Genomic DNA, 26168 nt, shown 5'->3' on the forward strand with positions numbered 1-26168 from the left:
ATGACCACCACTGAGAAGCCCGTGAAATTCGACTACGAGCGCATCCCGTATCTCGTTGCCTATCAGAACACCTCGAGTGTGCGCGACGTCTACGGCGGCGTGGCCGAGCTCGTGGTGCTGGAGAGCTACCTGCTCAAGCCGAAGGACAAGCCCGGCGATACCGTGCTGGTCTTCATGCACCCCATCGGCGGCGGCGCCTACCTGCCGATGATCAACGGCCTCGCACGCGCGGGCCATCACGTCATCTACTGCAACAGCCGATTTCGCGGAACCGACTCGGCGCTGCTGATGGAGAAGGTCGTCGAGGATCTCGGCGAGTGCATCAAGGACGCCAAGAACCGGCTCGGCTACTCGAAGGTGGTGCTCGCCGGGTGGAGCGGCGGCGGCTCGCTGTCGGTGTTCTACCAGCAGCAGGCGCAGCACCCGACCGTGACCGCGAGCCCGTCGGGCGACGGTCCCGACCTGACCAAGCTCGGCCTCATCCCCGCCGACGCCATCATGCTGCTCGCCGCACACATCAGCAGGCACGGCACGATGACGGAGTGGATGGACGCGTCGATCCTCGACGAGAACGATCCGTCGAAGCGCGATCCCGAGTTGGATCTGTACAACCCCGACAACCCCAACCAGCCGCCGTACACGCCCGAGTACCTGGAGCGCTACCACCAGGCCCAGATCGCTCGGAACCGCCGAATCACCGCCTGGGTCAAGGACAAACTGGCCGAGTTGAAGGACGCGGGGCGACCCGATGACGAGTACGCCTTCGTCGTGCACGGCACCATGGCCGACCCGCGCTGGCTCGACCCGACGGTCGACCCCAACGACCGTGCCCCCGGCACCTGCTATCTGGGTGACCCGCAGGTGGTGAACAACTCCCCGGTCGGGCTGGCACGGTTCTGCACGCTGCGCAGTTGGCTGTCGCAGTGGAGCTACGACGACGCCAACGGCGACGCCGTCAAGGCGGGCCCGGACATCGCCGTACCCGCCCTGGTGATCGGCAACCTCGCCGACGACGCCTGCACCCCGAGCCACACCCGCAGGCTGTTCGAGGCCATCGGGCATCCCGACAAGGAGATGCACGAGATCCCCGGCGCGAATCACTACTACGCGGGCCCGGACCAGCGGGACACGCTGCGGGCGGCGGTGGGTGTGGTGACGGACTGGCTGCACCGGCACGGGTTGTCGGTATGACGGGGAAGGTGTCCGGCCCGCTCGACGGCATTCGGGTCATCGAGGTCGGCACGCTGATCTCGGGACCGTTCGCGGGCCGACTGCTCGGCGACATGGGCGCCGAGGTGATCAAGATCGAGCCGCCGGGTGCGCCCGACCCGCTGCGCACCTGGGGGCAGGCCGAACTCGACGGGCACCACTTCTTCTGGACCGTGCACGCGCGCAACAAGAAGGCGGTGACGCTCAACCTGCGCGAGGCCAAGGGCCGCGAGCTGTTCCTGGACCTCGTCGCCCGGTCCGACATCATCGTCGAGAACTTCCGGCCGGGCACCCTCGAGAAGTGGGACCTCGGTTACGACGTGCTGCGCGAACGCAATCGGGGCATCATTCTGGTGCGCGTCTCCGGCTACGGCCAGACGGGGCCGGAGGCGCACAAGGCCGGCTACGCCTCGGTCGCCGAAGCGGCCAGCGGGCTGCGGCACATGAACGGCTTTCCGGGTGGCCCTCCGCCGCGGCTGGCGCTGTCACTGGGCGACAGCCTGGCGGGGATGTTCGCCGCGCAGGGTGCGCTGGCGGCGCTGTACCGCCGAACGGTGACCGGCGACGGGCAGATCGTCGACGCGGCGCTCACCGAATCGTGTCTGGCGGTGCAGGAGTCCACGATTCCGGACTACGACGTGGCCGGCGTCGTACGCGGCCCCTCCGGCACCCGGCTCGAGGGCATCGCCCCCTCGAACATCTACCCGACCGCCGACGGCAGCTGGGTCGTCATCGCAGCGAATCAGGACACGGTGTTCCGCAGGCTGTGCGCCGCGATGGGGCAGCCGGAGCTCGCCACCGACGAGCGGTTCGTGAATCACGTTGCTCGTGGCCGTAATCAGGATGAGATCGACAAGATCATCGGCGATTGGGCCGCCGAACGTCAGCCTGCCGACATCATCTCGACGCTCTCGGAGGCGGGTGTGATCAGCGGGCCCATCAACACCGTCGCCGAGGTCGTCACCGATCCGCAGCTGATCGCCCGCGGCATGATCGCCGATCACTGGGACGACCGGATCGAACGGAACGTGAAGGGGCCCGGCGTCGTGCCCGTGCTCTCGGAGACGCCCGGCACCATCCGCTACGCCGGCTCGGCGGCGCCGGGTCAGCACAACGGCGAGGTGTACAGCGACCTGCTCGGCCGCAGCGCCGAGGAATTGGACGTGCTACGCCAGGAGGGAGTCCTGTGACCCACGTGACGATTCGCGAGGTCTGCCTGCGCGACGGCCTTCAGATCGAGGATCCGATCCCGTTGTCCGCCAAGCTCGAACTGCTGGAGGCCGTGGTCGCGACCGGGGTGCGCGAGGTCGAGGCCACCGCGTTCGTCTCACCGTCCAAGGTGCCGGCACTCGCCGACGCGGCAGCGCTCGCCGCGGAACTCCCCCGGTTCCGGGAGGCGCACGGCGTGGAGTTCTCCGCGCTGGTCGCGGGGCCCGGCGGCGCAGGTCGCGCCGTTGCAGCGGGCATGAGCTCGCTGGAGTACGTCGTGTCCGCCGCCGACGGGCACAGCCACGCCAACGTCGGCCGATCCACCGCCGACTCCACACACCTGATCGCCGACATCACCCGCATCGCCCACGAGAACGACGCGTCCATCGAGGTCATCATCGCGACCGCGTGGGACTGCCCGTTCGACGGGCCGACCGATCCCGGCCGTGTCGTGGACATCGCCACCGCTGCATACGAACTCGGCGCGGACCGCATCGCGATCGCCGACACCATAGGCACCACGACGCCGGGCCGCGTCACCGGCCTCGTCAACCGAGTCCGACCGGTCATCGGCGACCTCCCGCTCGGCGCGCACTTCCACAACACCAGGGGCACCGGCTTGGCCAGCGCCTACGCCGCGGTCGTCGCCGGAGTCACTCGCCTCGACTCCTCGGTCGGCGGACTCGGCGGCTGCCCCTTCGCCCCCGGCGCGAGCGGCAACATCGCCACCGAGGATCTGGTGTACCTGCTGCGCGACAGCGACGTCGACGTCGACGTCGACCTCCAGGCCGCGATCCACGCAGCGGGCGTGGCCCAGAAGGCCGTCGGCCACGAACTGCCGAGCGCACTCCTGCGCGCCGGCGATCGCCTGCTGGCCTGACCGCCATGTCCGCCGACACGTCGACAGGCCTCACCGCCAAGGGCAGGCAGACGCGCGAATCCATCGAGCTGGCCGCGCGGAAGCTGTTCGCCGAGCGAGGTTTCCACGGCACCACCCTGTCGGACATCACGTCGGCCGCGGGAAGATCACCGGCCGTCTTCTACCGCTACTACAGCGATAAGGAGGACCTGCTGGCCACCCTGGCGGAGTCGTTCCTGCACGAGGTCGTGATGCCGTCGGGCCTGAGCGTGCACCTGCCGGAGTCGCCGGACGACACCCAGTTCTTCACCTCGGTGGTGACGGGGTACTGGAACATGTTCAAACAGAACATCGGCATCATGGTGGCCGTGGGTCAACTCGCCGACACCAAGCCCCGCTTCGCCGAGGTACAGAACGAGTTCCGGCGGTTCGGGATGGACATCGTCGCAGCGTCGGTGCGGCGCGCTCAGGAGCAGGGTTACGGCACGGACCTCAATCCGGCGCACACCGGGGCGGCGATCGCGCTGCTGTTCGAGAACTTCACCGCCGTGCTCCTGCGGCCCTCGGGCCTGGACCTGGCGATCGACGACGCGGACGCCATCGCCACACTGTCCACCATCTGGAAGAAAACGCTGTACGGGTACTGACAAATAGGAAGAGGAATCACCGTGGATTTCGCTCTGCCCGAACACCTTCCGGGCCTGCTCGCCGAGATGGACGCGTTCATCGAGGCGGAGATCAAGCCGCTGGAAGCCGAACACATGCAGTACTTCGACCACCGACGCGAATACGCCCGCACCGACTGGGAGAACGGTGGGGTTCCGCAACACGCCTGGGAGGAGTTGCTCGACGAGATGCGCCGACGCGCCGACGCGGCGGGCTGGCTGCGGTACGGTCTGCCGACGCGGTTCGGCGGGCGCGGCGGCACCAACCTCGACATGGCCGTCATCCGGGAACACCTGGCGCACAAGGGCCTCGGGCTGCACAACGACCTGCAGGACGAGTCGTCCATCGTGGGGAACTTTCCCCAGGTCATCATGATGGAGCGGTTCGGCACCGAGGCGCAGAAGGCCGAGTGGATCGAGGCCATGCTCACCGGCACGCGGTCGATGGCCTTCGGGTTGTCCGAACCCGATCACGGCTCCGACGCGACCTGGCTGGAGACCACAGCCGTTCGCGACGGGGACGACTGGGTGATCAACGGGACGAAGCGCTGGAACACCGGCGTGCATCGCGCCACCCACGACCTGGTGTTCGCCCGCACCTCGGGCGATGCCGGGTCGGCCACCGGCATCACCGCCTTCCTGGTGCCGTGTGACGCCCCCGGCTTCACGGTCCCGTTCTACTGGTGGACCTTCAACATGCCGACCGACCACGGCGAGGTCGAACTCTCCGACGTCCGCGTGCCGTCCGACGCGGTGCTCGGCGAGGTCGACCACGGCCTGGAGGTCGGCCAGACGTTCCTGCACGAGAACAGGATTCGGCAGGCGGCCAGCAGCCTCGGCGCCGCCCAGTTCTGCATCGACCGGGCCGCCGAGTACGCGGGCGCGCGCATCGTCTTCGGCAAACCGCTGTCGGTCAACCAGGCGGTGCAGTGGCCGCTGGCCGAATTGCAGACCGAGGCGCAGATGGTGCGGCTGCTGGTGTACTACGCCGCCTGGCATCTGGACCGTGATCACCACATGGAGGTCAGCGACAAGGTGTCGATGGCCAACTACCGGGCGAACCGGTTGGTGTGCGAGGCCGCCGACCGGGCCATGCAGATCCACGGTGGTCTGGGGTACAGCAGGCACCAGCCCTTCGAACACATCTACCGGCACCACCGCCGGTACCGGATCACCGAGGGCGCCGAGGAGATTCAGATTCGCCGGGTGGCGCAGCGGATGCTGAAGTTCGGGTCGCGAAAATGATCGACGCCGAGGCGCTCGCGACCGTCATCGGCGCCACGCGCGTCGAGAACCTCCGGGTGCTCACCGGCGGCGCCAGCAGGCAGACGTGGGCGTTCGACGCGGACGCCCACGCACTGATCCTGCGCATCGGCCCGCCCGATGAGATCCACGCCTCGATGGAGTTGGAGGCCGCTGCCCTGACCCGTGCCGCGGCGACCGGGGCCCCGGTTCCGCGTGTGCTGGTCGCACAGGATTCAGTTGCCGCCCTGGGCAACCCGTTCCTGGTCTGCGACTTCATCGCCGGCGAGACCATCGTCCGCAGGATCCTGCGCGCACTCGACGACGAATCGCGGGCCAGCCTGCTGACCCAGTGCGCCCAGGCGCTGGCCGCGATCCACCGGGCCGATCCCGACGGCATCGGACTCCCCCGCTCCGAGCCGCTCGACGAGTGGCACGCCCAACTCGACGAGATGGGTGACACCACGGCGACCTTCGAGTGGGCGTTCCGCTGGCTGGCGGCCAACCGCCCCGCTCCCTCGCCGAATGTGCTGGTGCACGGTGACTTCCGGATGGGCAACCTGATCATCGACACCGATTCGCACCCCGCGAAACTGGCCGCGGTGCTGGACTGGGAACTCACCCACGCCGGCGAGGTGTACGAGGACCTGTCCTGGTTCTGCATCAGGGCGTGGAGATTCGGCGCGCAGCCCGCTCTGGGAGCCGGCGCGCTGGGCTCCATCGAGGATTTCCTGCGCGCCTACGAGTCGGCGTCGGGACTGACCCTGGACCGAGCGGCGATGCACTGGTGGCTGGTGCTCTCCACGCTGCGCTGGGGCGTCATCTGCCGCTATCAGGCCGAGCGACACCTGTCGGGGCAGACCCGGTCGGTCGAGCTCGCCGCGATCGGACGGCGCGTGCACGAGACCGAATTCGACCTGCTCACTCTGCTGGAGGGGGCGCGATGACCTACGGACGCCCCACCGCGGCCGAACTCGTCGCCGCCGTCGCCGAGTTCCTGGAAACCGACGTCAAAGCCGGCACGATCGGTGCGGTCAACTTCCACTCCCGCGTCGCCGCCAACGTGCTGCGCACCGTCGAGCGCGAGCTGCTCGACGACCGCGCCGACCCCGACCTGCTGGGCTACCCCGACGAGGCCGGCCTCGCCGCCGCGATCCGACGCGGTGAGTTCGACGACCGGGAGTCCGACGTCCTGCCCGTGCTGCGCGGCATCGTGCTGCACCGGCTCGCGGTCTCGCACCCCGGCTATGAGCGCGAGTAGCGGCTCACAACCGCCTGGCGCGCGCCAACCAGGCGGGTTCGTCGACCACCGTGCCCACCTCCAGGCCCACACCGTCGGCCACCGTCGGCGTGACGACGCCCCGGTACGTCACGGTGTCGAGCGCCTCGAGTTCCCAACCGTCGGCGAACGCCGCACGCACCTGCGCCTCGCTCACCTCGGGCCCGAATCCGCGGCCCGCGTCGGACAGCGCGAGCACGTGCGCGTAGCCACCCGGCGTCAGCGCACCGTGCAGGCTCGCCACGTACCGCGGCCGGTCGTCGTCGCCGAAGACGTGGAACAGCGCGCTGTCCAGCACCGTGTCGTAGCCACCGTCGGCGGGCAGGTCCGTGGCGTCGGCGACCCCGAACCGGGCCGCCACGCCCTTCGCTGCGGCGTTCTCGCGGGCCTGCTCGACGGCACTGGGCGCGTAGTCGATTCCGAGGACGTCGTAGCCGAGCCCGGCGAGCATGATCGTGTGCTCACCCAGTCCGCAGCCCGCGTCCAGCACCCTGCCGCGAATCCGGCCGGTCCGCTCGAGAGCGATCACCGCCGGCTGCGGTTCGCCGATCACCCAAGGGGCGGTGTGTGTTTCGTACGCCTGGTTGAACCGTTCGCGAGGTGGAGTAGTCATGTCGCCAGTGTGCAACCTGAAGTCGACTTGAGGTCAACCCGAGGAGGATCGAGTGAGTAACGACGTCGCAGAACGGCTGTTCACGTCCATCGAGGCCGGCGATTACGACACCGTCGCCGCCATGTGGGCGGACGACGTGCTGGTGTGGCACTCCGGAGACGCGGAGGACAACGACCGCGTACGAGCCCTCAAGGTGATCCGATGGTTCATGCGCAGGACCACCACGCGGCGCTACGAGATCCTCGACCGCCAGGCCTTCGACGGCGGGTTCGTGCAGCAGCACATCCTGCACGCCGACGGAACGTCAGGTGAATCGATCGCCTTGCGGGTATGCATTGTGATCAAGGTGGGAGCCGACGACAAGATCACCCGGATCGACGAGTACTTCGACCCGGCCGACATGGCTCCCCTGATGACGTGAGGAGCGCGCGATGGCAGTGCAGGACTGGCTCGGCAACTGGACGTTGGATCCGAAACGCACCGACGTGACGTTTCGCAGCCCCACCTTCTGGGGGCTGGCTAAGGTCAAGGGCCGGTTCGGCGAGGTCGAGGGAACGGGCGAGGCGGCGGCGGCGAATCAGATCAGCGGCCACCTCGAGATTACGGCGGCGTCCATCAGCACCGGCATCGGGAAGCGCGACGAGCACCTGCGGTCCGCTGACTTCTTCGACGTCGGCGAGCACCCCGTCATCACCGTGGACGTCACGTCGGCCGGCCTCAGCGACACCGACACGGTGCACCTGCACGTTCAGGTCACGATCAAGGGGGTGCCGAAACTGCTCGACCTGCCCGTGCGGGTGACGACCCTCGACGACGGCGCCGTTCGACTGGCGACGTCGACCAGGCTGAACCGCCGCGACTTCGGTGTCGACGGGAATCTGCTGGGAATGATGGCCGACACGACCGACGTCGAAGCGACCGCGGTGTTCGTCAAGCAGTCGTAGCATCGGCTGCGTGGCAGCCGACCCCCTGAAGATCCTGGTGTACAGCGACAACGCGCGCACCCGCGAGAAGGTCCGGTCAGCGCTCGGCAAACGCGTCCACCCCGACCTGCCCGAGCTGTCGTATCTCGACGTCGCCACCGCGCCCGTCGTCGTGACCACAATCGACGAGGGCGGCATCGACCTGGCGATCCTCGACGGCGAGGCCACTCCGACCGGCGGAATGGGGCTGGCCAAGCAACTCAAGGACGAGGTCGCGACGTGCCCCCCGATCCTGGTGCTGACCGGCAGGCCCGACGACGCCTGGCTGGCGTCGTGGTCACGCGCCGAGGCCGCCGTGCCGCACCCGATCGACCCCATCGCGCTCGGCGAGGCGGTCGCGGGACTGCTGCGCGCAGCGGTCGACTAGAAATGCCTTAAGCAAGACGAATTCGTCTGGGGCCGTTCATTCTTCGCGTGCTGCGGAACGGGATGCACTGACGCCCAGATAACGTCTTCGATCCTATCGAAAAGTGTGACCCGAACGGTTAACAAGACTAAGCTGTGTCATAGCTCACATCGACAGCCCAACGAGGGAGCTATGAACGCGTACACACCCATCCTGGTCATCGGGATCATCGCGGCGGCGTTCGCGGTGGGTTCGGTGGGCATCGCCGTGCTCATCGGTCCGCGCCGGTACAACCACGCGAAGCTCGAGGCCTACGAGTGCGGTATCGAACCCATGGGGGCGGCCGGCCACGAGTCGACCGGCCAGCGGTTCCCGGTGAAGTACTACCTCACGGCGATGCTGTTCATCGTGTTCGACATCGAGATCGTGTTCCTCTACCCGTGGGCTGTCGCCTTCGACTCGCTCGGCTTGTTCGCCGTGATCGAGATGGTGCTCTTCATGCTGACGGTCTTCGTCGCGTACGCCTACGTGTGGCGGCGCGGCGGGCTGAGTTGGGACTGAACGAATGGGACTGGAAGAACAGTTGCCCGGCGGCATCCTGCTGTCCACGGTCGAGAAGGTCGCGGGATACGTCAGGAAGGGCTCGCTGTGGCCCGCCACGTTCGGGCTGGCGTGCTGCGCGATCGAGATGATGGCAACGGCGGGGCCGCGTTTCGACATCGCGCGGTTCGGCATGGAGCGGTTCTCCGCAACGCCGCGCCAGGCCGACCTGATGATCGTCGCGGGTCGCGTCAGCCAGAAGATGGCCCCGGTGCTGCGTCAGGTCTACGACCAGATGGCGGAACCGAAATGGGTTCTGGCCATGGGCGTCTGCGCCTCCTCGGGCGGAATGTTCAACAACTACGCCGTCGTACAGGGCGTCGACCACGTCGTCCCGGTGGACATCTACCTGCCCGGCTGCCCGCCGCGTCCGGAGATGCTCCTCAACGCGATCCTGAAGCTGCACGCCAAGATCCAGGAGATGCCGCTGGGCGTCAACCGCGCCGAGGCCATCGCCGCCGCCGAGCAGGCCGCCCTCGCCGCACCCACCACGATCGAACTCAAGGGGCTGCTGCGGTCATGACGGACGGCAACGGAAACGGCAACGGCGCCAACGGCACCGGCCGCGAAGTGATCGGTACGCGCCGCGGCATGTTCGGCGTCACCGGCAGCGGTGACACGTCCGGCTACGGCAGGCTGGTCCGCGAGGTCTCACTGCCCGGCAGCTCACCGAGACCCTACGGCGGCTACTTCGACGACGTCGTCGACGCGATGATCACCGCACTGGGTGAGGACGCCTACACCGCGGCGGTCGAGCGCGTCGTGGTCTTCCGCGACGAGCTGACGCTCGAGGTCCGCCGCGAGCACCTCGTCTCCGTCGCCCAGACGTTGCGCGACGACCCCGCCCTGAGATTCGAACTGTGCCTCGGGGTTTCGGGCGTGCACTATCCCACTGACGCCGGTCGCGAACTGCACGCCGTCTACCCGTTGATGTCGATCACCCACAACCGCCGGATTCGCGTCGAGGTCGCCGTCCCCGATGCGGACCCGCACATCCCCTCGCTGTTCCGGGTCTACCCCACCACCGACTGGCACGAGCGCGAGACCTACGACTTCTTCGGCATCCTCTTCGACGGTCATCCCGCACTCACCCGGATCGAGATGCCTGACGACTGGGTCGGACACCCGCAGCGCAAGGACTATCCGTTGGGCGGCATCCCGGTGACGTACCACGGCGCCGAGATCCCGCCGCCCGACGAGCGGAGGGCCTACAACTGATGACCGGACAGGAACACTCCCCCGAGACCGTGATAACCGTCGGCGGGGAGGACTGGAACGACGTGGTCAAGGCCGCACAGGACAGTTCCGTCGCGGGTGAGCGCATCGTCGTCAACATGGGCCCGCAGCACCCGTCCACGCACGGCGTGCTGCGCTTGATCCTCGAGATCGAGGGCGAGACCATCACCGAGGCCCGCTGCGGAATCGGCTATCTGCACACCGGAATCGAGAAGAACCTCGAATACCGGACGTGGACTCAGGGCGTCACGTTCGTCACCCGGATGGACTACCTGTCGCCGTTCTTCAACGAGACCGCCTACTGCCTGGGTGTCGAGAAACTGCTCGGCGTCACCGACGAGATCCCCGAGCGCGCCAGCGTCATCCGCGTCCTGCTCATGGAGCTCAACCGGATCTCCAGCCATCTCGTCGCATTGGCCACCGGCGGAATGGAACTCGGCGCGATGTCGGCGATGTTCTTCGGCTTCCTGGGCCGCGAGCAGATTCTTTCGGTGTTCGAGACCATCACCGGGCTGCGGATGAACCACGCGTACATCCGGCCCGGCGGGTTGGCGGCCGACTTGCCCGACGAGGCGATGCCGCTGCTGCGCGAACTGCTGCGCACCATGCCGACGAAGCTCGACGACCTCGAGTCGCTGCTCAGGGAGAACTACATCTGGAAGGCCCGCACCGTCGGCGTCGGCTACCTGGATCTGACGGGGTGCATGGCACTCGGGATCACCGGTCCGGTGCTGCGGTCGACGGGGTTGCCGCACGATCTGCGGCGGGCCCAACCGTACTGCGGGTACGAGCACTACGAGTTCGACGTCGTCACCGACGATCAGTGTGACGCCTACGGTCGCTACCTGATCCGGGTCGGCGAGATGAGGGAGTCGCTGAAGATCGTCGAGCAGTGCATGGACAGGCTGCGGCCGGGGCCGGTGATGATCACCGACAAGAAGCTGGCCTGGCCCGCCGACCTCAAGCTGGGCCCCGACGGGCTGGGAAACTCCCCCGAACACATCGCCAAGATCATGGGTTCGTCGATGGAGGCGCTGATCCACCACTTCAAACTGGTGACCGAGGGCATCCGGGTACCCGCAGGGCAGGTGTACACCGCGGTGGAGTCGCCGCGAGGCGAACTCGGCGTGCACATGGTCAGTGACGGCGGCACGCGGCCGTACCGCGTGCACTACCGCGATCCGTCGTTCACGAATCTGCAGGCGGTGGCGGCCATGTGCGAGGGCGCGATGGTGGCCGATGCGATCTCCGCGATCGCGTCGATCGACCCGGTGATGGGAGGCGTTGACCGATGAGCGCTTGCGCGAAGAGGAGAGTGCACAGGTGACTGTGGTTGAACTGCGGCTGGGGCCTCGCCCGGACGAACCGGGGCCGCCCATCAGTGCCGGCCCGCAGTCGTATCCGGCCGACGTATCAGCGCGACTGGCTGCCGACGCCGCCGTCGTCGTCGCGCGCTACCCGGAGGCGCGATCGGCACTTCTGCCGCTGCTGCACCTGGTGCAGTCCGAGGACGGCTACCTCACCCCGGCCGGAATCGCCTTCTGCGCAGAGCAGTTGAACCTCAGTCCCGCGGAGGTCACCGCCGTCGCGACGTTCTACTCGATGTACCGGCGTACGCCGACCGGCGAGTACCTCGTCGGGGTCTGCACCAACACGCTGTGCGCGGTCATGGGCGGCGACGCCATCCTGGAGGTGCTCGAGGAGCACCTCGGTGTGCACGCCGGCGGGACCACGTCCGACGGCACGGTCACCCTCGAGCACGTCGAGTGCAACGCCGCCTGCGACTACGCGCCGGTGGTGATGGTCAACTGGGAGTTCTTCGACAACCAGACGCCCTCGACCGCAAGGGAACTCGTCGACGAATTGCGCGAAGGGGCGACGGTGACACCCACCAGGGGTGCGCCGCTGTGCACGTTCAAGCAGACCGCGCGGATCCTCGCCGGCTTCCCGGACGAGCGCCCCGGCGCCAACGACGGGGTGCCCGGCGATGCGACGCTCGCGGGTCTGCGGATCGCTCGCGAGCGCGGCATGACCGCGCCGGACGTCGGACAGCAGGCCGAAGTACCGGGCCCCGACGACGAGAAGATCACCGAGGAGACCCTCCGCAACGAACCCGCGCCGGCACCGTCGGCCGACCTGCCTCCGAAGAACGGGGACCGCGCGTGACCCTGACCCCCGTCCTGAGCGCCCACTGGGACGACGCCGACTCCTGGACGCTGGACGGCTATCGGCGGCACGGCGGCTACCAGGCCCTGCAGGCGGCGCTCGCGATGACCCCCGACGATCTGATCGCCCTGGTGAAGGACTCCGGACTGCGCGGGCGCGGCGGCGCGGGCTTTCCGACCGGACAGAAGTGGTCGTTCATTCCGCAGGGTGGCGACGGGCCGGGGGCGAAGCCGAAGTACCTGGTGATCAACGCCGATGAGTCGGAACCCGGTACGTGCAAGGACATTCCGCTGATGATGGCTAATCCGCACGTGCTGGTCGAGGGTGCGATCATCGCCGCCTACGCGATTCGGGCCAAGCACGCGTTCATCTACGTGCGTGGCGAGGTGGTGCCGGTGCTGCGCCGGCTCCAGGGCGCCGTCGCCGAGGCGTACGAAGCCGGATACCTCGGCAACGGCGTCGACCTGGTGGTGCACGCCGGGGCGGGCGCTTACATCTGCGGCGAGGAGACCGCGCTGCTGGACTCGCTGGAGGGCAGGCGGGGCCAGCCTCGACTGCGACCGCCGTTTCCCGCGGTCGCCGGTCTCTACGCGTGCCCCACGGTCGTGAACAACGTCGAATCGATCGCCAGCGTGCCCGCGGTGGTGCGCGGCGGCATCGACTGGTTCAAGTCGATGGGTTCGGAGAAGTCACCGGGCTTCACGCTGTACTCGCTGTCGGGCCACGTCACCACGCCGGGCCAGTACGAGGCGCCGCTGGGCGTCACGCTGCGCGAACTCCTCGAACTCGCGGGCGGCGTCCGGGCCGGCCACGAGCTCAAGTTCTGGACGCCCGGCGGGTCGTCGACACCCCTGCTGACCGCCGAACACCTCGATGTGCCATTGGATTACGAGAATATGGCCAAGGTCGGCTCCATGCTGGGCACCAAGGCGCTGCAGATCTTCGACGAGACCACCTGCGTCGTACGTGCGGTGCGCCGCTGGACTCAGTTCTACGCGCACGAATCGTGCGGCAAGTGCACGCCGTGTCGCGAGGGCACCTACTGGCTGGCGCAGATCTACGCCCGCCTCGAGGAGGGCAACGCCGCCGAGGCCGACGTGCAGAAACTGCTCGACATCTCGGACTCGATCTTCGGCAAGTCGTTCTGCGCACTCGGCGACGGTGCCGCGAGCCCGATCCTGTCCTCCATCAAGCACTTCCGGGACGAGTATCTCGCCCACCTCGACGGCGGCTGCCCGTTCGACCCGCATGCGTCGACCCTGTTCGCGGCTGAGGAGGCCATGGCGTGACCACGGCGGAGGACAGAGCAGACAAGGCCGACAAGCAGGCGCCGGTCGACGTCGAGATGGTGTCGCTCACCATCGACGACCATCGGATCAGTGTTCCGAAGGGCACGTTGGTGATTCGCGCCGCCGAGCTGATGGGCATCCAGATCCCCAGGTTCTGCGATCACCCGCTGCTCGACCCCGTCGGCGCGTGCAGGCAGTGCCTCGTCGAGGTGGAAGGCCAGCGCAAACCGATGGCGTCCTGCACCATCACCGTCACCCCCGACATGGTGGTGCGCACCCAGCACACGTCGGAGTCCGCCGACAAGGCGCAGCACGGCGTGATGGAACTGCTGCTGATCAACCACCCGCTGGACTGCCCGGTGTGCGACAAGGGCGGCGAGTGCCCGCTGCAGAACCAGGCGATGTCCAACGGGCGGGCGGAAACCCGGTTCGAGGACGTCAAGCGGACCTTCCCCAAGCCCATCAACCTCTCCGCCCAGGTGCTGCTGGACCGCGAACGCTGCGTGCTGTGCGCACGCTGCACGCGCTTCTCCAACCAGATCGCCGGCGATCCGTTCATCGAGTTGCTGGAACGCGGTGCGCTGCAACAGGTCGGCATCGCCACCGATACCCCGTTCGACTCGTACTTCTCGGGCAACACCGTGCAGATCTGTCCGGTCGGCGCCCTCACCGGGACCGCCTACCGCTTCCGCGCCAGGCCGTTCGACCTGGTGTCCTCGCCGAGCGTCTGCGAGCACTGCGCGTCGGGGTGTGCGCAGCGCACCGATCACCGCCGCGGAAAAGTGCTGCGGCGCTTGGCCGGTGACGATCCCGAGGTCAACGAGGAGTGGAACTGCGACAAGGGTCGCTGGGCGTTCGCGTACGGCAGTAGGGGCGATCGCATCGCGACACCGCTTGTGCGCGACCCCGACGGCACCCAGCGGCCCGCCTCCTGGTCGGAGGCCGTCGCCGTCGCCGTGCGCGGCCTCACCGGGTCCGACACGACGGCCGGCGTCCTGGTGGGTGGTCGCGTCACCCTCGAGGACGCCTACGCCTACGCGAAGTTCGCCCGGATCGTGCTGGGCACCAACGACATCGACTTCCGCAGTCGCCCGCACTCCGAGGAGGAGTCCGCCTTCCTCGCCGCCACCGTCGCCGGGCGTGCGCTCGAGGTCACCTACGCCGATCTGGAAACGGCGCCCGCGGTCCTGCTCATCGGCTTCGAGCCCGAGGAGGAATCGCCGATCGTCTTCCTGCGCCTGCGCAAGACGTTCCGCAAGCGCGGGCTGCCGATCAGCTCTCTCGCGCCGTTCGCCAGCCGCGGGCTCACGAAGCTGGGCGGCACCCTCGTCCCGGTAGCACCCGGTGGCGAGGCCGCCGCCCTCGACGGGATCGACGCCGACGACATCGCACCGGGCACGATCGTCCTCGTCGGTGAGCGGCTGGCCACCTCGCCCGGCGCGTACTCCGCCGTACTCCGGCTGGCGGCGCGGACCGAAGCGAGAATCGGCTGGGTGCCGCGGCGTGCGGGCGACCGGGGTGCGCTGGAAGCCGGTGCACTGCCGAATCTCCTACCCGGCGGGCGTCCACTCGACGACGCCGAGGCGCGGGCCGAGGTCGCACGGGCCTGGCATGTCGACGACGTGCCGTCGACACCGGGACGCGACACCTCGGGCATCCTCGCCGCGGCTGCCGACGGCTCGCTCGGCGCACTGCTCGTCGGCGGAGTGGAGATCGACGACCTGCCCGACCCCGCCGGTGCGCTCGCCGCGCTCGACGCCGCCGGCTTCGTGGTGAGCCTCGAACTGCGCCACAGCGCCGTGACCGAACGCGCCGACGTCGTGTTCCCCGTCGCCCCGGTGGCGGAGAAAGCGGGCACGTTCGTCAACTGGGAGGGGCGCGTTCGCCCGTTCGAACCCGCACTACCTCCCACCGCCACCGCCGACGTCCGCGTCCTGGCCGCTCTCGCCGACGAACTCGGCATCGACGTCGCGCTGCGCGACGCGGCCACGGTGCGTAGCGAGCACGCCCGCCTCGGCGGGTGGCGCGGTGCTCCGGCCACCGCACCCGATGTCGCCGCACCGGAACCCGCGAGCCCCGCAGCGGGCCAGGCGGTGCTGGCGGGGTGGCGGATGCTGCTCGACTCGGGTCGCCTGCAGGATGGTGAGCCGCACCTGGCGGGCACGGCGCGACCCGTCATCGCCCGGCTCTCGGCGAGCACGGCCGCCGAGATCGGCACCGCCGACGGCGAACCCGTCACGGTGCGCACGCCGAACGGCTCGATCACGCTGCCACTCGAGGTGACCGACATGCCCGATCGCGTCGTCTGGCTGCCGCTGAACTCCCCCGGCTCGCAGGTGCACGCCACGCTGCGAGCGTCGGTCGGCGACGTGGTCGCCATTGAAGCGGGTGATCGCGCATGACCTACCCGAGCCTGACGGACTTCGGTCACGACCCGTGGTGGCTGGTGCTGGCCAAGTCGCTGTTCATCTTCGTGTTCCTCCTCCTCACCGTGCTGGTGGCGATCCTGGTCGAGCGAAAGGTGCTCGGCTGGATGCAGTTCCGGCCGGGACCCAACCGGGTGGGTCCCTGGGGACTCCTGCAGAGCCTGGCCGACGGCGTCAAGCTGGCACTCAAGGAGGGACTGATCCCCGCGGGCGTCGACAAGCCCATCTACCTTCTCGCGCCGATCATCTCGGTGGTCCCCGCGATCATGGCGTTCGCGGTGATCCCGATGGGCGGCATGGTCAGCGTGTTCGGCCACGAGACGCCGCTGCAGCTGACCGATCTCCCCGTCGCCGTGCTGTACATCCTCGCGGTGACGTCCATCGGCGTCTACGGGATCGTGCTGGCGGGCTGGGCGTCCGGTTCCACCTATCCGCTGCTCGGCGGGCTGCGCTCGAGCGCCCAGGTGATCTCCTACGAGATCGCGATGGCGCTGTGCTTCGCCGCGGTCTTCCTGTACGCCGGCACGATGTCGACATCCGAGATCGTCGCCAAGCAGCAGGACCTCTGGTACATCTTCCTGCTGCTTCCGTCGTTCCTGATCTACGTGACGTCGATGGTCGGCGAAACCAATCGGGCGCCATTCGATCTGCCCGAGGCAGAGGGCGAACTCGTCGGCGGCTTCCACACCGAGTACTCGTCGCTGGGCTTCGCGATCTTCATGCTGGCGGAGTACGTCAACATGACGACCGTGTCGGCGCTGGCCACCACCCTGTTCCTGGGTGGCTGGCAGGCGCCGTGGCCGATCAGCCTGTGGGAACCCTCCAACTCCGGCTGGTGGACCCTTCTTTGGTTTGTGGCGAAGGTGTGGATGTTCCTGTTCTTCTTCATGTGGCTGCGCGCCACGCTGCCGCGGATGCGCTACGACCAGTTCATGGGACTCGGGTGGAAGGTACTCATCCCGATCTCGCTGGCCTGGATCATGACGGTCGCCGTGGTGCGAACGCTCCGCACCGAGGGCTACAGCGGCTGGGCGGCGTTCCTCGTCATCGCCAGCGCGGCAGTGGGGGCCACGCTGGTCTTCTACCTCTGGCGAACGTTGCGCCGCAAGCAGATCCGCCTGGACCTTCCCCAAGCCGATACGGGCGCGTTCCCCATTCCGCCGATCCCCGCGAAGGACACCACCCATGCCTAAGTTCCTCGACGCCATCGCCGGATTCGGTGTGACCTTCTCGACGATGTTCAAGAAGCGCGTCACCGAGGAGTATCCGGAGAAACCGGGCCCCACGGCGCTGCGCTATCACGGGAGACATCAGCTCAACCGCTACGCCGACGGCCTGGAGAAGTGCATCGGCTGCGAGCTGTGCGCGTGGGCGTGCCCCGCCGACGCGATCTTCGTCGAGGGCGCGGATAACACCGAAGCCGAACGCTTCTCGCCCGGCGAACGCTACGGCCGGGTGTACCAGATCAACTACCTGCGCTGCATCGGCTGCGGGCTGTGCATCGAGGCCTGCCCCACCCGAGCGCTGACGATGACCAACGACTACGAGATGGCCGACGACAACCGGTCGGATCTGATCTACGGCAAGGACAAGCTGCTCGCGCCGCTGCTGGCCGATATGACAGCGCCGCCGCACGCCATGGCCGAGGGCAGCACCGACGAGGACTACTACCGGGGCAACATCACCGCCACCGGACTGGGCATCCCGAAGGTGCCGGCACGGTGACCACCGAGGACGACGACGAGTGAGGATCGCAGCGAGGAACGAGCGAGGACCGGAACGAGAAGGAGTCGAGACATGACCACCGAAGCGGTGCTGTTCTGGGTGCTGGCCGTCGTCTCGGTCGCGGGAGCCGTCGGCATGGTGGCCGCGCCGAAAGCGGTGTACTCGGCGATGTTCCTGGCCTCCACGATGATCAGCCTGGCGATGCTCTACATCGCCCAGGACGCGGTGTTCCTGGGTGTCGTCCAGATCGTCGTCTACACCGGCGCGGTCATGATGCTGTTCCTGTTCGTGCTGATGCTCATCGGCGTCGACTCGGCCGACTCACTGGTGGAAACCATTCGCGGACAACGGTTCGCGGCGATCGGCGCGGGGCTGGCGTTCGGCATCCTACTCATCGCGGGCATCGGATCGGTCTCCACCAGCGGCTTCACCGGACTCACCGACGCGAACAGCGGCGGCAACGTCGAGGGCATCGCGGCACTGATCTTCACCCGCTACCTGTGGGCGTTCGAGCTCACCAGCGCACTGCTGATCACCGCCGCGCTGGGCGCCATGGTGCTGGCCCACCGGGAGCGCTTCGACCGTCGCAAGTCTCAGCGCGAACTCGCCATCGAGCGCTTCGCGCCGGGTGGGCACCCCACCCCGCTGCCGAATCCCGGTGTGTACGCACGGCACAACGCCGTCGACGTGCCCGCACGGCTACCCGACGGCTCCGATGCCGACGTCTCGGTGAGCGCGATCCTGCCGCGCCGTACCGCAACGGCAGTGCACGGTAACGGCTCGAAGAACGGGGCGAACGAGAACGGGGCGAACGATTAATCCCGACAACTACCTGTACCTGTCCGCGCTGCTCTTCACGATCGGAGCGGCGGGAGTGCTGCTGCGGCGCAACGCCATCGTCATGTTCATGTGCGTCGAACTGATGCTCAACGCGGCGAACCTGGCGTTCGTCACCTTCTCGCGGATGCACGGCCACCTCGACGGACAGGTCGTGGCCTTCTTCACGATGGTGGTGGCGGCCTGCGAAGTGGTGATCGGATTGGCGATCATCATGACCATCTTCCGTGCCCGGCAGTCGGCCTCGGTCGACGCGGCGAACCTGCTGAAGCACTGAGACATGGATCTTCCCGTGTGGTTGCTCATCGCCCTGCCCCTGCTCGGCGCCGTCGTGCTGCTGCTCGGCGGCCGCGCCACCGACGCGTGGGGCCACCTGCTCGGCTGTGCCACGGCCATCGCGTCGTTCGCCGTCGCCGTCGTCCTGTTCGTCGGACTGCTCGGCCGCGGCGCCGAGGAGCGCGTCCTGCACGAGACGCTGTTCTCCTGGGTGCCGGTCGGGAGCCTGCAACTCGACTTCGGCCTGCAACTCGACGCGCTCTCCGTGTGCTTCGTGCTACTGATCACCGGGGTCGGATCGCTGATCCACGTGTACTCGGTGGGTTACATGCGTGAGGACAGCGGTCGCCGCCGTTTTTTCGCCTACCTGAACCTCTTCGTCGCCGCGATGCTGCTGCTGGTGCTCGCCGACAACTACCTCGGGCTGTACGTCGGCTGGGAGGGCGTCGGACTGGCGTCCTACCTGCTCATCGGTTTCTGGTCGCACAAGCCGTCGGCCGCCGTCGCCGCCAAGAAGGCGTTCGTCGTCAACCGCGTCGGCGACATCGGCCTGGCGCTGGCGCTGATGGTGATGTTCGCCGAGACCGGAACCGTCTCGTACGCGGGCGTGTTCGGCGCCGCGGGTGAGCTGTCGAACAGCGCGCTCACCGCGATCGGGCTGCTGCTGCTCCTCGCGGCGTGCGGCAAGTCCGCCCAGGTGCCGCTGCAATCCTGGCTCGGCGACGCGATGGAGGGTCCGACGCCCGTGTCGGCGCTCATCCACGCCGCCACCATGGTCACCGCGGGTGTCTACCTGATCGTGCGCTCCGGTCCGATCTACGACCTCGCACCGAATGCCCGCACCGGCGTCGTCGTCGTCGGCGCTGTGACGCTGCTGTTCGGTGCCGTGATCGGTTGCGCGAAGGACGACATCAAGAAGGCGCTGGCCGCATCCACGATGAGCCAGATCGGCTACATGGTGCTGGCCGCGGGCCTCGGGCCCGCGGGGTACGCGATCGCGATCCTGCACCTGATCACCCACGGCTTCTTCAAGGCCGGCCTGTTCCTCGGTGCCGGGTCGGTGATGCACGGCATGAACGACGAGACCGACATGCGGCGCTACGGCGGCCTCCGCACGTACATGCCCGTCACGTTCGCGACGTTCGGTCTCGGCTACCTCGCGATCATCGGCGTCCCCCCGCTGTCGGGATTCTTCTCGAAGGACCCGATCATCGAAACCGCCTTCGCCGCAGGCGGAGTCCGCGGCGTACTGCTCGGCGGTGCGGCACTGCTCGGTGCGGGCATCACCGCGTTCTACATGACCAGGGTGATGCTGTTGACGTTCTTCGGTGAGAAACGCTGGAAGGCCAGGGCGAGCGAAGCGACGGGAGAACTGATAGAGCCGCATCCGCACGAGTCGCCCGCGGTGATGACGTGGCCGATGATCGTGCTGGCGATCGGATCCGTCGGCGCCGGTGGTGCGTTGGCGATCGGCGGCACGCTGACCACCTGGCTGGAACCGGTCGTCGGCACGCACGAGGAGGCCCACCACGCGATCCCGGTCTGGGTGATGACGGCGATCACCATGGCCGTCATCGCGGTGGGGGTCGTTATCGCGTACCGCATGTACGCCACTCGGCCCGTACCGGAGACCGCGCCGGAGAACGTGTCCGCGCTCACGGTCGCCGCCCGCCGCGACCTCTACGGTGACGCCTTCAACGAGGACGTGTTGATGCGGCCGGGCCGGACCCTCACCGCCGGGCTGATCGAGATCGACGACGACGCCGTCGACGGCGTCTCGCGGGGCCTCGGCGCGGCCGTGGGTGCGGCGTCGAATCGGTTGGGCCTGTTGCAGACCGGCTTCGCGCGCTCGTACGCGCTGTCGATGCTCGGCGGCGCGGCGGCCGTGGTGGCGGCGATCCTGGCGGTGAGGTTCTGGTGACTACTCCGTGGTTGACGATCCTCTGGGCGGTGCCGATGGTCGGCGCGGCCGTGGTGATCCTGCTGCCCTCGGCGGCGCGCGGTCTCGCCAAGTACCTCGCACTCGCGCTGTCCCTGGCGGTGCTCGCCATCACGATCGGACTCGCCGTCGGCTTCGATCCCGGGGGCGAGCAGTACCAGTTCGTCGAGGACCACGACTGGATCCCGTCGTTCGGGACCGGCTACATCCTCGGTCTCGACGGAATCGCGCTCGCGCTCGTCGTCCTGACTGCGGTGCTCGTACCGCTGCTGCTGGTCGCGGGCTGGAACGACGGCGGTGACGAACCACGGTCCACGCACACGTATTTCGCGCTGATGCTCGCGGTCGAGGGCATGGTGCTGATCTCACTGGTGGCGCTCGACATCCTGCTGTTCTACGTGTTCTTCGAGGCCATGCTCATCCCGATGTACTTCCTCATAGGCGGGTATGGATCGTCGGACGCACGGAACCGTTCGGCGGCGGCGGTGAAGTTCCTGCTGTACAACCTGTTCGGCGGCCTGATCATGCTCGCCGCCGTGATCGGCCTGTACGTGGTGACGGCACAGAGCGACGCGTTCACGGCGGGCACCTTCGACTTCCGCGCCATCGTCGACGCCGTCGCCGGAGGTGAACTCGGAGCCAGCCCGGCGGTGCTCAACGCGCTGTTCGGCGGCTTCATGCTGGCGTTCGCCATCAAGGCGCCGCTCTGGCCGTTCCACCGCTGGCTGCCCGACGCGGCGGTGGAATCCACCCCCGCCACCGCCGTGCTGATGATGGCCGTCGTCGACAAGGTCGGCACGTTCGGCATGCTGCGCTACTGCCTGCAACTGTTCCCCGAGGCGTCGCAGACCTTCCAGCCGTTGATCATCACGCTGGCGGTCATCGGCATCGTGTACGGCGCGATCGTCGCGATCGGTCAGACCGACGTCATGCGGCTGATCAGCTACACGTCGATCTCGCACTTCGGCTTCATCATCCTCGGCATCTTCGTCATGACCAGCCAGGGCCAGTCCGGATCGACGCTGTACATGGTGAACCACGGCATCTCGACCGCGGCGCTGTTCCTCATCGCCGGATTCCTGGTGTCGCGCAGGGGAAGCCGGATGATCGCCGACTACGGCGGCGTGCAGAAGGTGGCACCGGTGCTCGCCGGGACGTTCCTGGTGGCCGGGCTCGCCACGCTGTCGCTCCCCGGCCTCGCGCCGTTCATCAGCGAATTCCTGGTCCTGATCGGAACATTCACTCGGTACCCGGCGTTCGCCGTGTTCGCGGCACTGGCCCTGGTGCTGTCGGCGCTCTACATCCTGTGGGCCTACCAGCGCATGATGACGGGACCGGTCACCGCGGGGAACGACAAGCTGCGCGACCTGGTGCCCCGCGAACTCCTGGTCGTCGCACCGCTCATCGGCCTGCTGCTGGTGCTCGGCGTCTACCCGAAGCCCGCGCTCGACGTCATCAACCCGTCGGTCGACCACACCCTCACCACGATCGGCGTGCAGGATCCCGCGCCCCGAATCGCGGACGGCGACGAGCAGTTCGGAGGACCCGCGAAGTGAACATCACGCCGCCGACGGTCGAATACGGTCTGGTCTCCCCCATGCTCATCGTGCTGGGCGCAGCCGTCCTCGGTGTGCTCGTCGAAGCGTTCCTGCCCAGGAAGGCCCGCTATTCGACGCAGTTGGTGCTGGCACTCGGCGGTCAGGCCGCCGCGCTGGTGGCGACCGTCGGCGAGTGGATCGGCCTGAATGAGTCCAACGGCGAGATCGTCGTCATGGGCTCGATCGCCGTCGACAGGCCCGCGCTGTTCCTCCAGGCGACGGTGCTGTTGGTCGGCTTGCTGGGCACCCTGCTGATGGCCGAGCGCCGGATCCCCGAGACCGCCGACGAGTCGACGGGCGGGTTGGCGGCGTTCACCCCGCAGGCGTCGGCCGTCCCCGGCAGCGTCGCCGAGAAGATCGCGACCAAGGCGGGTATCGCGCAGACCGAGATCTTCCCGCTGACGATGTTCGCCGTCGCCGGGATGATGCTCTTCGGCGCGGCCAACGACCTGCTGACGATGTTCATCGCGCTGGAGGTCTTCTCGCTGCCGCTCTACCTGATGTGCGGGCTGGCGCGCAGGCGCAGGCTGCTGTCTCAGGAGGCGTCGCTCAAGTACTTCCTGCTCGGCGCGTTCTCGTCGGCGTTCTTCCTGTACGGCATGGCACTGCTGTACGGCTACGCCGGAAGCCTGAGCCTGCCCGCCATCGCCGACGCCGTGGACTCGGGTGCGGGCAACCCGTCGCTGGCGCTGGTCGGGGTGGGCCTGCTGTCGGTCGGCGTGCTGTTCAAAGTCGGTGCGGTGCCGTTCCATTCGTGGATTCCGGACGTGTACCAGGGGGCGCCCACACCGGTGACGGCGTTCATGGCGGCGGCCACCAAGATCGCGGCGTTCGGCGCGGCGCTGCGGATCTTCTACGTCGCACTGCCCGGTCTCGCGCACGACTGGCGTCCGCTGATGTGGGCGATCGCGATCATCACGATGGCCGTCGGCACGATCACCGCCGTGTCGCAGACCGACGTCAAGCGCATGCTGGCGTACTCGTCGGTCGCGCACGCGGGGTTCATCCTCACCGGTGTCATCGCGCTCAACGAGAGCGGCCTGTCGGCGACGCTGTTCTACCTGTTCGCCTACGGCTTCAGCACGCTCGGGGCGTTCGCCGTCGTGAGCGTCGTGCGCAACGCCGACGGCGACGAGGAAACCGACATGCGGCGCTGGGCGGGTCTGGGCCGCAGGCATCCCCTCGTGGGAGTGGTGTTCGCACTGTTCCTGCTCGCCTTCGCGGGCATTCCGCTGACGAGTGGGTTCGTGAGCAAGTTCGCGGTGTTCAAGGCCGCGGCCGAGGGCGGTGCCACGCCACTGGTGATCGTCGGCGTGATCGCCAGTGCCGTGGCGGCGTACTTCTACGTGCGGGTCATCGTGCTGATGTTCTTCACCGATCCACCGGAGGACGCGCCGACCGTCATCGTGCCGACCGCGTTGAGCACGGCCACCGTCACGCTGACCGCGGCGATCACGCTCGCACTCGGCGCGCTGCCGCAACCGCTGCTCGACCTGGCGAATCACGCCGACGTGTTCGTACGCTAACGTGCGGTCATGAGCGACGACGTGGTGTTGACAGCTGATCTCGGGTCGGTTCGGGTGCTGACGCTCAATCGACCGGAGTCGCGGAATGCCCTCAACCGCAGTTTGATTCGCGCCCTCTACGCTGCCCTCAAGGAAGCCGACGCCGACGAAGCCGTGCGCGCCGTCGTGCTGACCGGTGCCGATCCCGCGTTCTGCGCGGGCGTCGACCTCAAGGAGGCGGCCCGCGACGGGCTGAAGTACTTCGCGGAGTTCACAGACGGCAGCTGCATCGCCGCCGTCGCGGAGATGAGGACGCCGATCATCGGCGCGATAAACGGTGCCACGTTCACCGGCGGCCTGGAGATCGCACTGGGCTGCGACTTCCTGATCGCGTCCGAGCGCGCCGTGTTCGCCGACACCCACGCCCGCGTGGGCATCCTGCCCGGTGGCGGAATGACGGCCCGGCTGCCGCACGTCGTAGGCGCCGCCATGGCACGCCGGCTGTCCATGACCGGTGAGGTCGTCGACGCCGCCCGCGCCGAACGGATCGGGCTGGTGACCGAGGTGGTGCCGCACGACCGGCTGCACCATCGCGCGCTGGAGTTGGCGACGGCGATCGCCGAGGTACCGGGCCCGATCATGCTGGGGCTCAAGGAGATCTACGTGCGCGGCTCGGCGACGGTGGTCGATCCGGCACTGGCCGCGGAGGACGACATCGCAGGCAACCAGCCCCACGACCTGGCCGGCCTGGGCGCCCGCTTCGGCGAGGTGTCGGCGCGCAACAGGAGTCAGCTGACCTAGCGTGCGCGTAACAGGGTGAACTGGACGGTGCGCCGCCCGCCGAAGTCGGGATGCGGCTCCGTGGACGCGTCGACCTGAGCTCGCGCCTGCTTCTGCACCGGGGTGTCGGGATCGAGCACTTCGAGGTACACCCGGTGCGCCGACAGCGACGCGACCGCGGCGTCGACGAACCCGTCGACCGGCTCGCCGTGCGTGGCGTCGGGACCGAACTCGAACAGCCACCACGGCGGTCGGGCATACCGTCGTACGCCTCGAGCACGGCCGCCGCGAACTCCACGTGGTCACGCTGATTCGGTTGTCCCGGAGACCATTCCGGCCCGCCGTAGATGCACACGACCACATCGGGCGCCAACTCGGTGAGCGTTGCGACGATGCTGGCGCGCAGTTCGGGGGTATTGCGGATGTCGCTGTCGGGGAAGCCCCAGAATCGGACGTCGTCGACGCCGACGATGACAGCCGACCGGCGCTGTTCACTCTCGCGAAGTGGTCCGGCCCGCTCCGGATCCATCCCCTCGATGCCGCGCTCACCGCTGCTCGCGAGCGCGTAGACCACGGTGCGACCCGCCGCCGTCCACTTCGCGACGGCGGCGGCGACACCGTACTCGGGGTCGTCGGGGTGGGGCACCAGCACCAGCGCGGTCGCCCAGTCGTCGGGGAACGGCTGCAGTGTCACGCCCGCACCCCGTGCACGATGATCGCCGTGGTCTGGTCGACCCACGTCTCGTCGAGTTCGGAGTCCGGCGCCAGCAGCATCCTCAGCAGCGTAGCGCCGCCGATGATCTCGATGAGCCGTTCCGGGTCGACGTCGGCGTGCACCTCACCGCGCGCGACCGCGTGCTCGAGTCGTACGCGCAGCGCAGCGAACACGTCGGCGAAGCGGCCCATCACCCGCGCGTTGAGGTCGGCGTCGGCGGCCATGTCGGCAAGCAGCCCCGGTAGGGCGGCACGGACGACGGGGCTGGTGAAGACGTCGCGTGCGGCCGCGATCATCGCCCGGACATCGCCGCCGATGTCACCCTCCGGCGCCGCGAGTGCGGTGGGCGCGGCCGGAAACGCCGCCTCGTGGACGAGTTCGGCCTTGCTGGACCAGCGTCGGTAGAGCGCGGTCTTGGTGGTGCCCGCGCGTTCGGCCACGGCCGCCATCGTCAGGTTCGAATACCCGATTCCGACAAGCAGATCCGCGACCGCCTCCACTATGGCAGCGTCGATGCGTGGATCACGTGGCCGGCCGGCACCGGAGGTGCCCTTGTGCTCGTCGCGCCGGTCTGCTTTCATAACGCTACCGACAGTAGCGTAATCGTCGCTGGAAGGAACGGTTCATTGGCGAACGAATCCGTAGGAGAAGCCGCCGTCGAGAGTGTCGAC

27 protein-coding genes and 1 pseudogene are annotated in these 26168 nt (G+C 68.2%); 25 read left to right on the forward strand and 3 right to left on the reverse strand.

Going from position 1 to position 26168, the window contains the following annotated elements; translation table 11 throughout:
* Genes NM203_RS20585 through NM203_RS20615 form a run of 7 tightly spaced genes read left to right on the forward strand, consistent with a single transcriptional unit; the run spans position 1 to position 6445 of the window.
* Positions 1-1191 (forward strand): alpha/beta hydrolase family protein, encoded by a 1191-nt coding sequence (locus tag NM203_RS20585; RefSeq protein WP_255062198.1) that lies wholly within the window; start codon positions 1-3, stop codon positions 1189-1191.
* Positions 1188-2399 (forward strand): CaiB/BaiF CoA transferase family protein, encoded by a 1212-nt coding sequence (locus NM203_RS20590; protein WP_255062199.1) that lies wholly within the window; start codon positions 1188-1190, stop codon positions 2397-2399. Before NM203_RS20585 ends, NM203_RS20590 begins: the two co-directional genes overlap by 4 nt.
* Positions 2396-3298: a hydroxymethylglutaryl-CoA lyase gene (locus tag NM203_RS20595; protein WP_255062200.1), complete on the forward strand. Its 903-nt coding sequence runs from the start codon at positions 2396-2398 to the stop codon at positions 3296-3298. Before NM203_RS20590 ends, NM203_RS20595 begins: the two co-directional genes overlap by 4 nt.
* Before the next feature lie 5 nt (positions 3299-3303).
* Positions 3304-3924, forward strand: coding sequence for a TetR/AcrR family transcriptional regulator (locus NM203_RS20600; RefSeq protein WP_255062201.1), 621 nt, complete (start codon positions 3304-3306; stop codon positions 3922-3924).
* 21 nt (positions 3925-3945) lie between these two features.
* Complete coding sequence (locus NM203_RS20605; RefSeq protein WP_255062203.1) at positions 3946-5187, forward strand: acyl-CoA dehydrogenase family protein; 1242 nt, start codon at positions 3946-3948, stop codon at positions 5185-5187.
* Positions 5184-6131 carry a phosphotransferase family protein gene (locus NM203_RS20610; RefSeq protein WP_255062204.1) on the forward strand — a complete coding sequence of 316 codons (948 nt, stop codon included), beginning with the start codon at positions 5184-5186 and terminating at the stop codon, positions 6129-6131. The genes NM203_RS20605 and NM203_RS20610 overlap by 4 nt, the downstream gene beginning before the upstream one ends.
* Entirely contained in the window at positions 6128-6445 is a 318-nt protein-coding gene (locus tag NM203_RS20615; protein WP_255062205.1) for a DUF6285 domain-containing protein, read from the forward strand. The genes NM203_RS20610 and NM203_RS20615 overlap by 4 nt, the downstream gene beginning before the upstream one ends.
* Before the next feature lie 4 nt (positions 6446-6449).
* Here NM203_RS20615 and NM203_RS20620 read toward each other — a convergent pair whose 3' ends face one another.
* Complete coding sequence (locus tag NM203_RS20620; protein WP_255062207.1) at positions 6450-7076, reverse strand: class I SAM-dependent methyltransferase; 627 nt, start codon at positions 7074-7076, stop codon at positions 6450-6452.
* A gap of 52 nt (positions 7077-7128) precedes the next feature.
* Between NM203_RS20620 and NM203_RS20625 the strand changes: the two genes are divergently transcribed.
* The 18 genes from NM203_RS20625 (at position 7129) to NM203_RS20710 (ending at position 24803) form a co-directional block, all read left to right on the forward strand.
* A complete protein-coding gene (locus NM203_RS20625; RefSeq protein WP_255062208.1) occupies positions 7129-7497 on the forward strand; it encodes a nuclear transport factor 2 family protein in 369 nt (122 codons plus the stop codon).
* 10 nt (positions 7498-7507) lie between these two features.
* Positions 7508-8020: a YceI family protein gene (locus NM203_RS20630; RefSeq protein ID WP_255062209.1), complete on the forward strand. Its 513-nt coding sequence runs from the start codon at positions 7508-7510 to the stop codon at positions 8018-8020.
* A gap of 10 nt (positions 8021-8030) precedes the next feature.
* On the forward strand, positions 8031-8426 hold the full coding sequence (locus tag NM203_RS20635; RefSeq protein ID WP_255062210.1) for an Rv3143 family two-component system response regulator: 396 nt from the start codon (positions 8031-8033) through the stop codon (positions 8424-8426).
* A gap of 171 nt (positions 8427-8597) precedes the next feature.
* Positions 8598-8966, forward strand: coding sequence for an NADH-quinone oxidoreductase subunit A (locus NM203_RS20640; RefSeq protein ID WP_255062211.1), 369 nt, complete (start codon positions 8598-8600; stop codon positions 8964-8966).
* Between the two features lie 4 nt (positions 8967-8970).
* The gene (locus NM203_RS20645; protein ID WP_255062212.1) at positions 8971-9528 is read left to right on the forward strand and encodes a NuoB/complex I 20 kDa subunit family protein; all 558 of its coding nucleotides are present in this window, start codon (positions 8971-8973) and stop codon (positions 9526-9528) included.
* The gene (locus tag NM203_RS20650; protein ID WP_255062213.1) at positions 9525-10223 is read left to right on the forward strand and encodes an NADH-quinone oxidoreductase subunit C; all 699 of its coding nucleotides are present in this window, start codon (positions 9525-9527) and stop codon (positions 10221-10223) included. The genes NM203_RS20645 and NM203_RS20650 overlap by 4 nt, the downstream gene beginning before the upstream one ends.
* A complete protein-coding gene (gene nuoD / locus NM203_RS20655) occupies positions 10223-11536 on the forward strand; it encodes an NADH dehydrogenase (quinone) subunit D (RefSeq protein WP_255062214.1) in 1314 nt (437 codons plus the stop codon). Before NM203_RS20650 ends, nuoD begins: the two co-directional genes overlap by 1 nt.
* A 4-nt stretch (positions 11537-11540) precedes the next feature.
* Positions 11541-12407, forward strand: coding sequence for an NADH-quinone oxidoreductase subunit NuoE (gene nuoE, locus NM203_RS20660; protein ID WP_255062301.1), 867 nt, complete (start codon positions 11541-11543; stop codon positions 12405-12407).
* Positions 12404-13696, forward strand: coding sequence for an NADH-quinone oxidoreductase subunit NuoF (gene nuoF / locus NM203_RS20665; protein WP_255062216.1), 1293 nt, complete (start codon positions 12404-12406; stop codon positions 13694-13696). Before nuoE ends, nuoF begins: the two co-directional genes overlap by 4 nt.
* Complete coding sequence (locus tag NM203_RS20670) at positions 13693-16098, forward strand: NADH-quinone oxidoreductase subunit G (RefSeq protein WP_255062219.1); 2406 nt, start codon at positions 13693-13695, stop codon at positions 16096-16098. Before nuoF ends, NM203_RS20670 begins: the two co-directional genes overlap by 4 nt.
* Complete coding sequence (nuoH, locus tag NM203_RS20675) at positions 16095-17315, forward strand: NADH-quinone oxidoreductase subunit NuoH (protein WP_255062220.1); 1221 nt, start codon at positions 16095-16097, stop codon at positions 17313-17315. The genes NM203_RS20670 and nuoH overlap by 4 nt, the downstream gene beginning before the upstream one ends.
* Entirely contained in the window at positions 17308-17847 is a 540-nt protein-coding gene (gene nuoI, locus NM203_RS20680; protein ID WP_255062222.1) for an NADH-quinone oxidoreductase subunit NuoI, read from the forward strand. Before nuoH ends, nuoI begins: the two co-directional genes overlap by 8 nt.
* A gap of 72 nt (positions 17848-17919) precedes the next feature.
* Entirely contained in the window at positions 17920-18666 is a 747-nt protein-coding gene (locus NM203_RS20685; protein ID WP_255062223.1) for an NADH-quinone oxidoreductase subunit J, read from the forward strand.
* The gene (nuoK, locus tag NM203_RS20690; protein ID WP_255062302.1) at positions 18662-18961 is read left to right on the forward strand and encodes an NADH-quinone oxidoreductase subunit NuoK; all 300 of its coding nucleotides are present in this window, start codon (positions 18662-18664) and stop codon (positions 18959-18961) included. Before NM203_RS20685 ends, nuoK begins: the two co-directional genes overlap by 5 nt.
* A 3-nt stretch (positions 18962-18964) precedes the next feature.
* A complete protein-coding gene (nuoL, locus tag NM203_RS20695) occupies positions 18965-20881 on the forward strand; it encodes an NADH-quinone oxidoreductase subunit L (protein WP_255062224.1) in 1917 nt (638 codons plus the stop codon).
* On the forward strand, positions 20878-22455 hold the full coding sequence (locus NM203_RS20700) for an NADH-quinone oxidoreductase subunit M (protein ID WP_408633383.1): 1578 nt from the start codon (positions 20878-20880) through the stop codon (positions 22453-22455). Before nuoL ends, NM203_RS20700 begins: the two co-directional genes overlap by 4 nt.
* Positions 22456-22496: 41 nt before the next feature.
* Positions 22497-24023: an NADH-quinone oxidoreductase subunit NuoN gene (gene nuoN, locus NM203_RS20705; protein ID WP_303624978.1), complete on the forward strand. Its 1527-nt coding sequence runs from the start codon at positions 22497-22499 to the stop codon at positions 24021-24023.
* Between the two features lie 9 nt (positions 24024-24032).
* A complete protein-coding gene (locus NM203_RS20710; RefSeq protein WP_255062226.1) occupies positions 24033-24803 on the forward strand; it encodes an enoyl-CoA hydratase in 771 nt (256 codons plus the stop codon).
* On the opposite strand, the pseudogene NM203_RS20715 reads toward NM203_RS20710, so the two are convergent.
* Together NM203_RS20715 and NM203_RS20720 are read right to left on the reverse strand one after the other, a co-directional pair.
* Positions 24800-25476, reverse strand: a pseudogene (locus NM203_RS20715) (PIG-L deacetylase family protein). The gene NM203_RS20710 and the pseudogene NM203_RS20715 sit on opposite strands and share 4 nt — an antisense overlap.
* A complete protein-coding gene (locus tag NM203_RS20720) occupies positions 25473-26078 on the reverse strand; it encodes a TetR/AcrR family transcriptional regulator (protein ID WP_255062227.1) in 606 nt (201 codons plus the stop codon). The pseudogene NM203_RS20715 and the gene NM203_RS20720 overlap by 4 nt, the downstream one beginning before the upstream one ends.
* Positions 26079-26168: the final 90 nt, after the last annotated feature.

The sequence above is a fragment of the Mycolicibacterium arenosum genome, from assembly GCF_024320865.1.
GTDB classification, from domain to species: Bacteria; Actinomycetota; Actinomycetes; order Mycobacteriales; family Mycobacteriaceae; genus Mycobacterium; species Mycobacterium arenosum.

What these genes read in the sequence shown, in the direction of transcription:
- NM203_RS20585 (WP_255062198.1), top strand. Translation starts at nt 1, where the DNA reads ATGACCACCACTGAGAAGCCCGTGAAATTCGACTACGAGCGCATCCCG.
- NM203_RS20590 (WP_255062199.1), top strand. Translation starts at nt 1,188, where the DNA reads ATGACGGGGAAGGTGTCCGGCCCGCTCGACGGCATTCGGGTCATCGAG.
- NM203_RS20600 (WP_255062201.1), top strand. Translation starts at nt 3,304, where the DNA reads ATGTCCGCCGACACGTCGACAGGCCTCACCGCCAAGGGCAGGCAGACG.
- NM203_RS20610 (WP_255062204.1), top strand. Translation starts at nt 5,184, where the DNA reads ATGATCGACGCCGAGGCGCTCGCGACCGTCATCGGCGCCACGCGCGTC.
- NM203_RS20615 (WP_255062205.1), top strand. Translation starts at nt 6,128, where the DNA reads ATGACCTACGGACGCCCCACCGCGGCCGAACTCGTCGCCGCCGTCGCC.
- NM203_RS20620 (WP_255062207.1), bottom strand. Translation starts at nt 7,076, where the DNA reads ATGACTACTCCACCTCGCGAACGGTTCAACCAGGCGTACGAAACACAC.
- NM203_RS20630 (WP_255062209.1), top strand. Translation starts at nt 7,508, where the DNA reads ATGGCAGTGCAGGACTGGCTCGGCAACTGGACGTTGGATCCGAAACGC.
- NM203_RS20640 (WP_255062211.1), top strand. Translation starts at nt 8,598, where the DNA reads ATGAACGCGTACACACCCATCCTGGTCATCGGGATCATCGCGGCGGCG.
- NM203_RS20645 (WP_255062212.1), top strand. Translation starts at nt 8,971, where the DNA reads ATGGGACTGGAAGAACAGTTGCCCGGCGGCATCCTGCTGTCCACGGTC.
- NM203_RS20650 (WP_255062213.1), top strand. Translation starts at nt 9,525, where the DNA reads ATGACGGACGGCAACGGAAACGGCAACGGCGCCAACGGCACCGGCCGC.
- nuoD (WP_255062214.1), top strand. Translation starts at nt 10,223, where the DNA reads ATGACCGGACAGGAACACTCCCCCGAGACCGTGATAACCGTCGGCGGG.
- nuoH (WP_255062220.1), top strand. Translation starts at nt 16,095, where the DNA reads ATGACCTACCCGAGCCTGACGGACTTCGGTCACGACCCGTGGTGGCTG.
- nuoI (WP_255062222.1), top strand. Translation starts at nt 17,308, where the DNA reads ATGCCTAAGTTCCTCGACGCCATCGCCGGATTCGGTGTGACCTTCTCG.
- NM203_RS20685 (WP_255062223.1), top strand. Translation starts at nt 17,920, where the DNA reads ATGACCACCGAAGCGGTGCTGTTCTGGGTGCTGGCCGTCGTCTCGGTC.
- nuoL (WP_255062224.1), top strand. Translation starts at nt 18,965, where the DNA reads ATGGATCTTCCCGTGTGGTTGCTCATCGCCCTGCCCCTGCTCGGCGCC.
- nuoN (WP_303624978.1), top strand. Translation starts at nt 22,497, where the DNA reads ATGCTCATCGTGCTGGGCGCAGCCGTCCTCGGTGTGCTCGTCGAAGCG.
- NM203_RS20710 (WP_255062226.1), top strand. Translation starts at nt 24,033, where the DNA reads ATGAGCGACGACGTGGTGTTGACAGCTGATCTCGGGTCGGTTCGGGTG.
- NM203_RS20720 (WP_255062227.1), bottom strand. Translation starts at nt 26,078, where the DNA reads ATGAAAGCAGACCGGCGCGACGAGCACAAGGGCACCTCCGGTGCCGGC.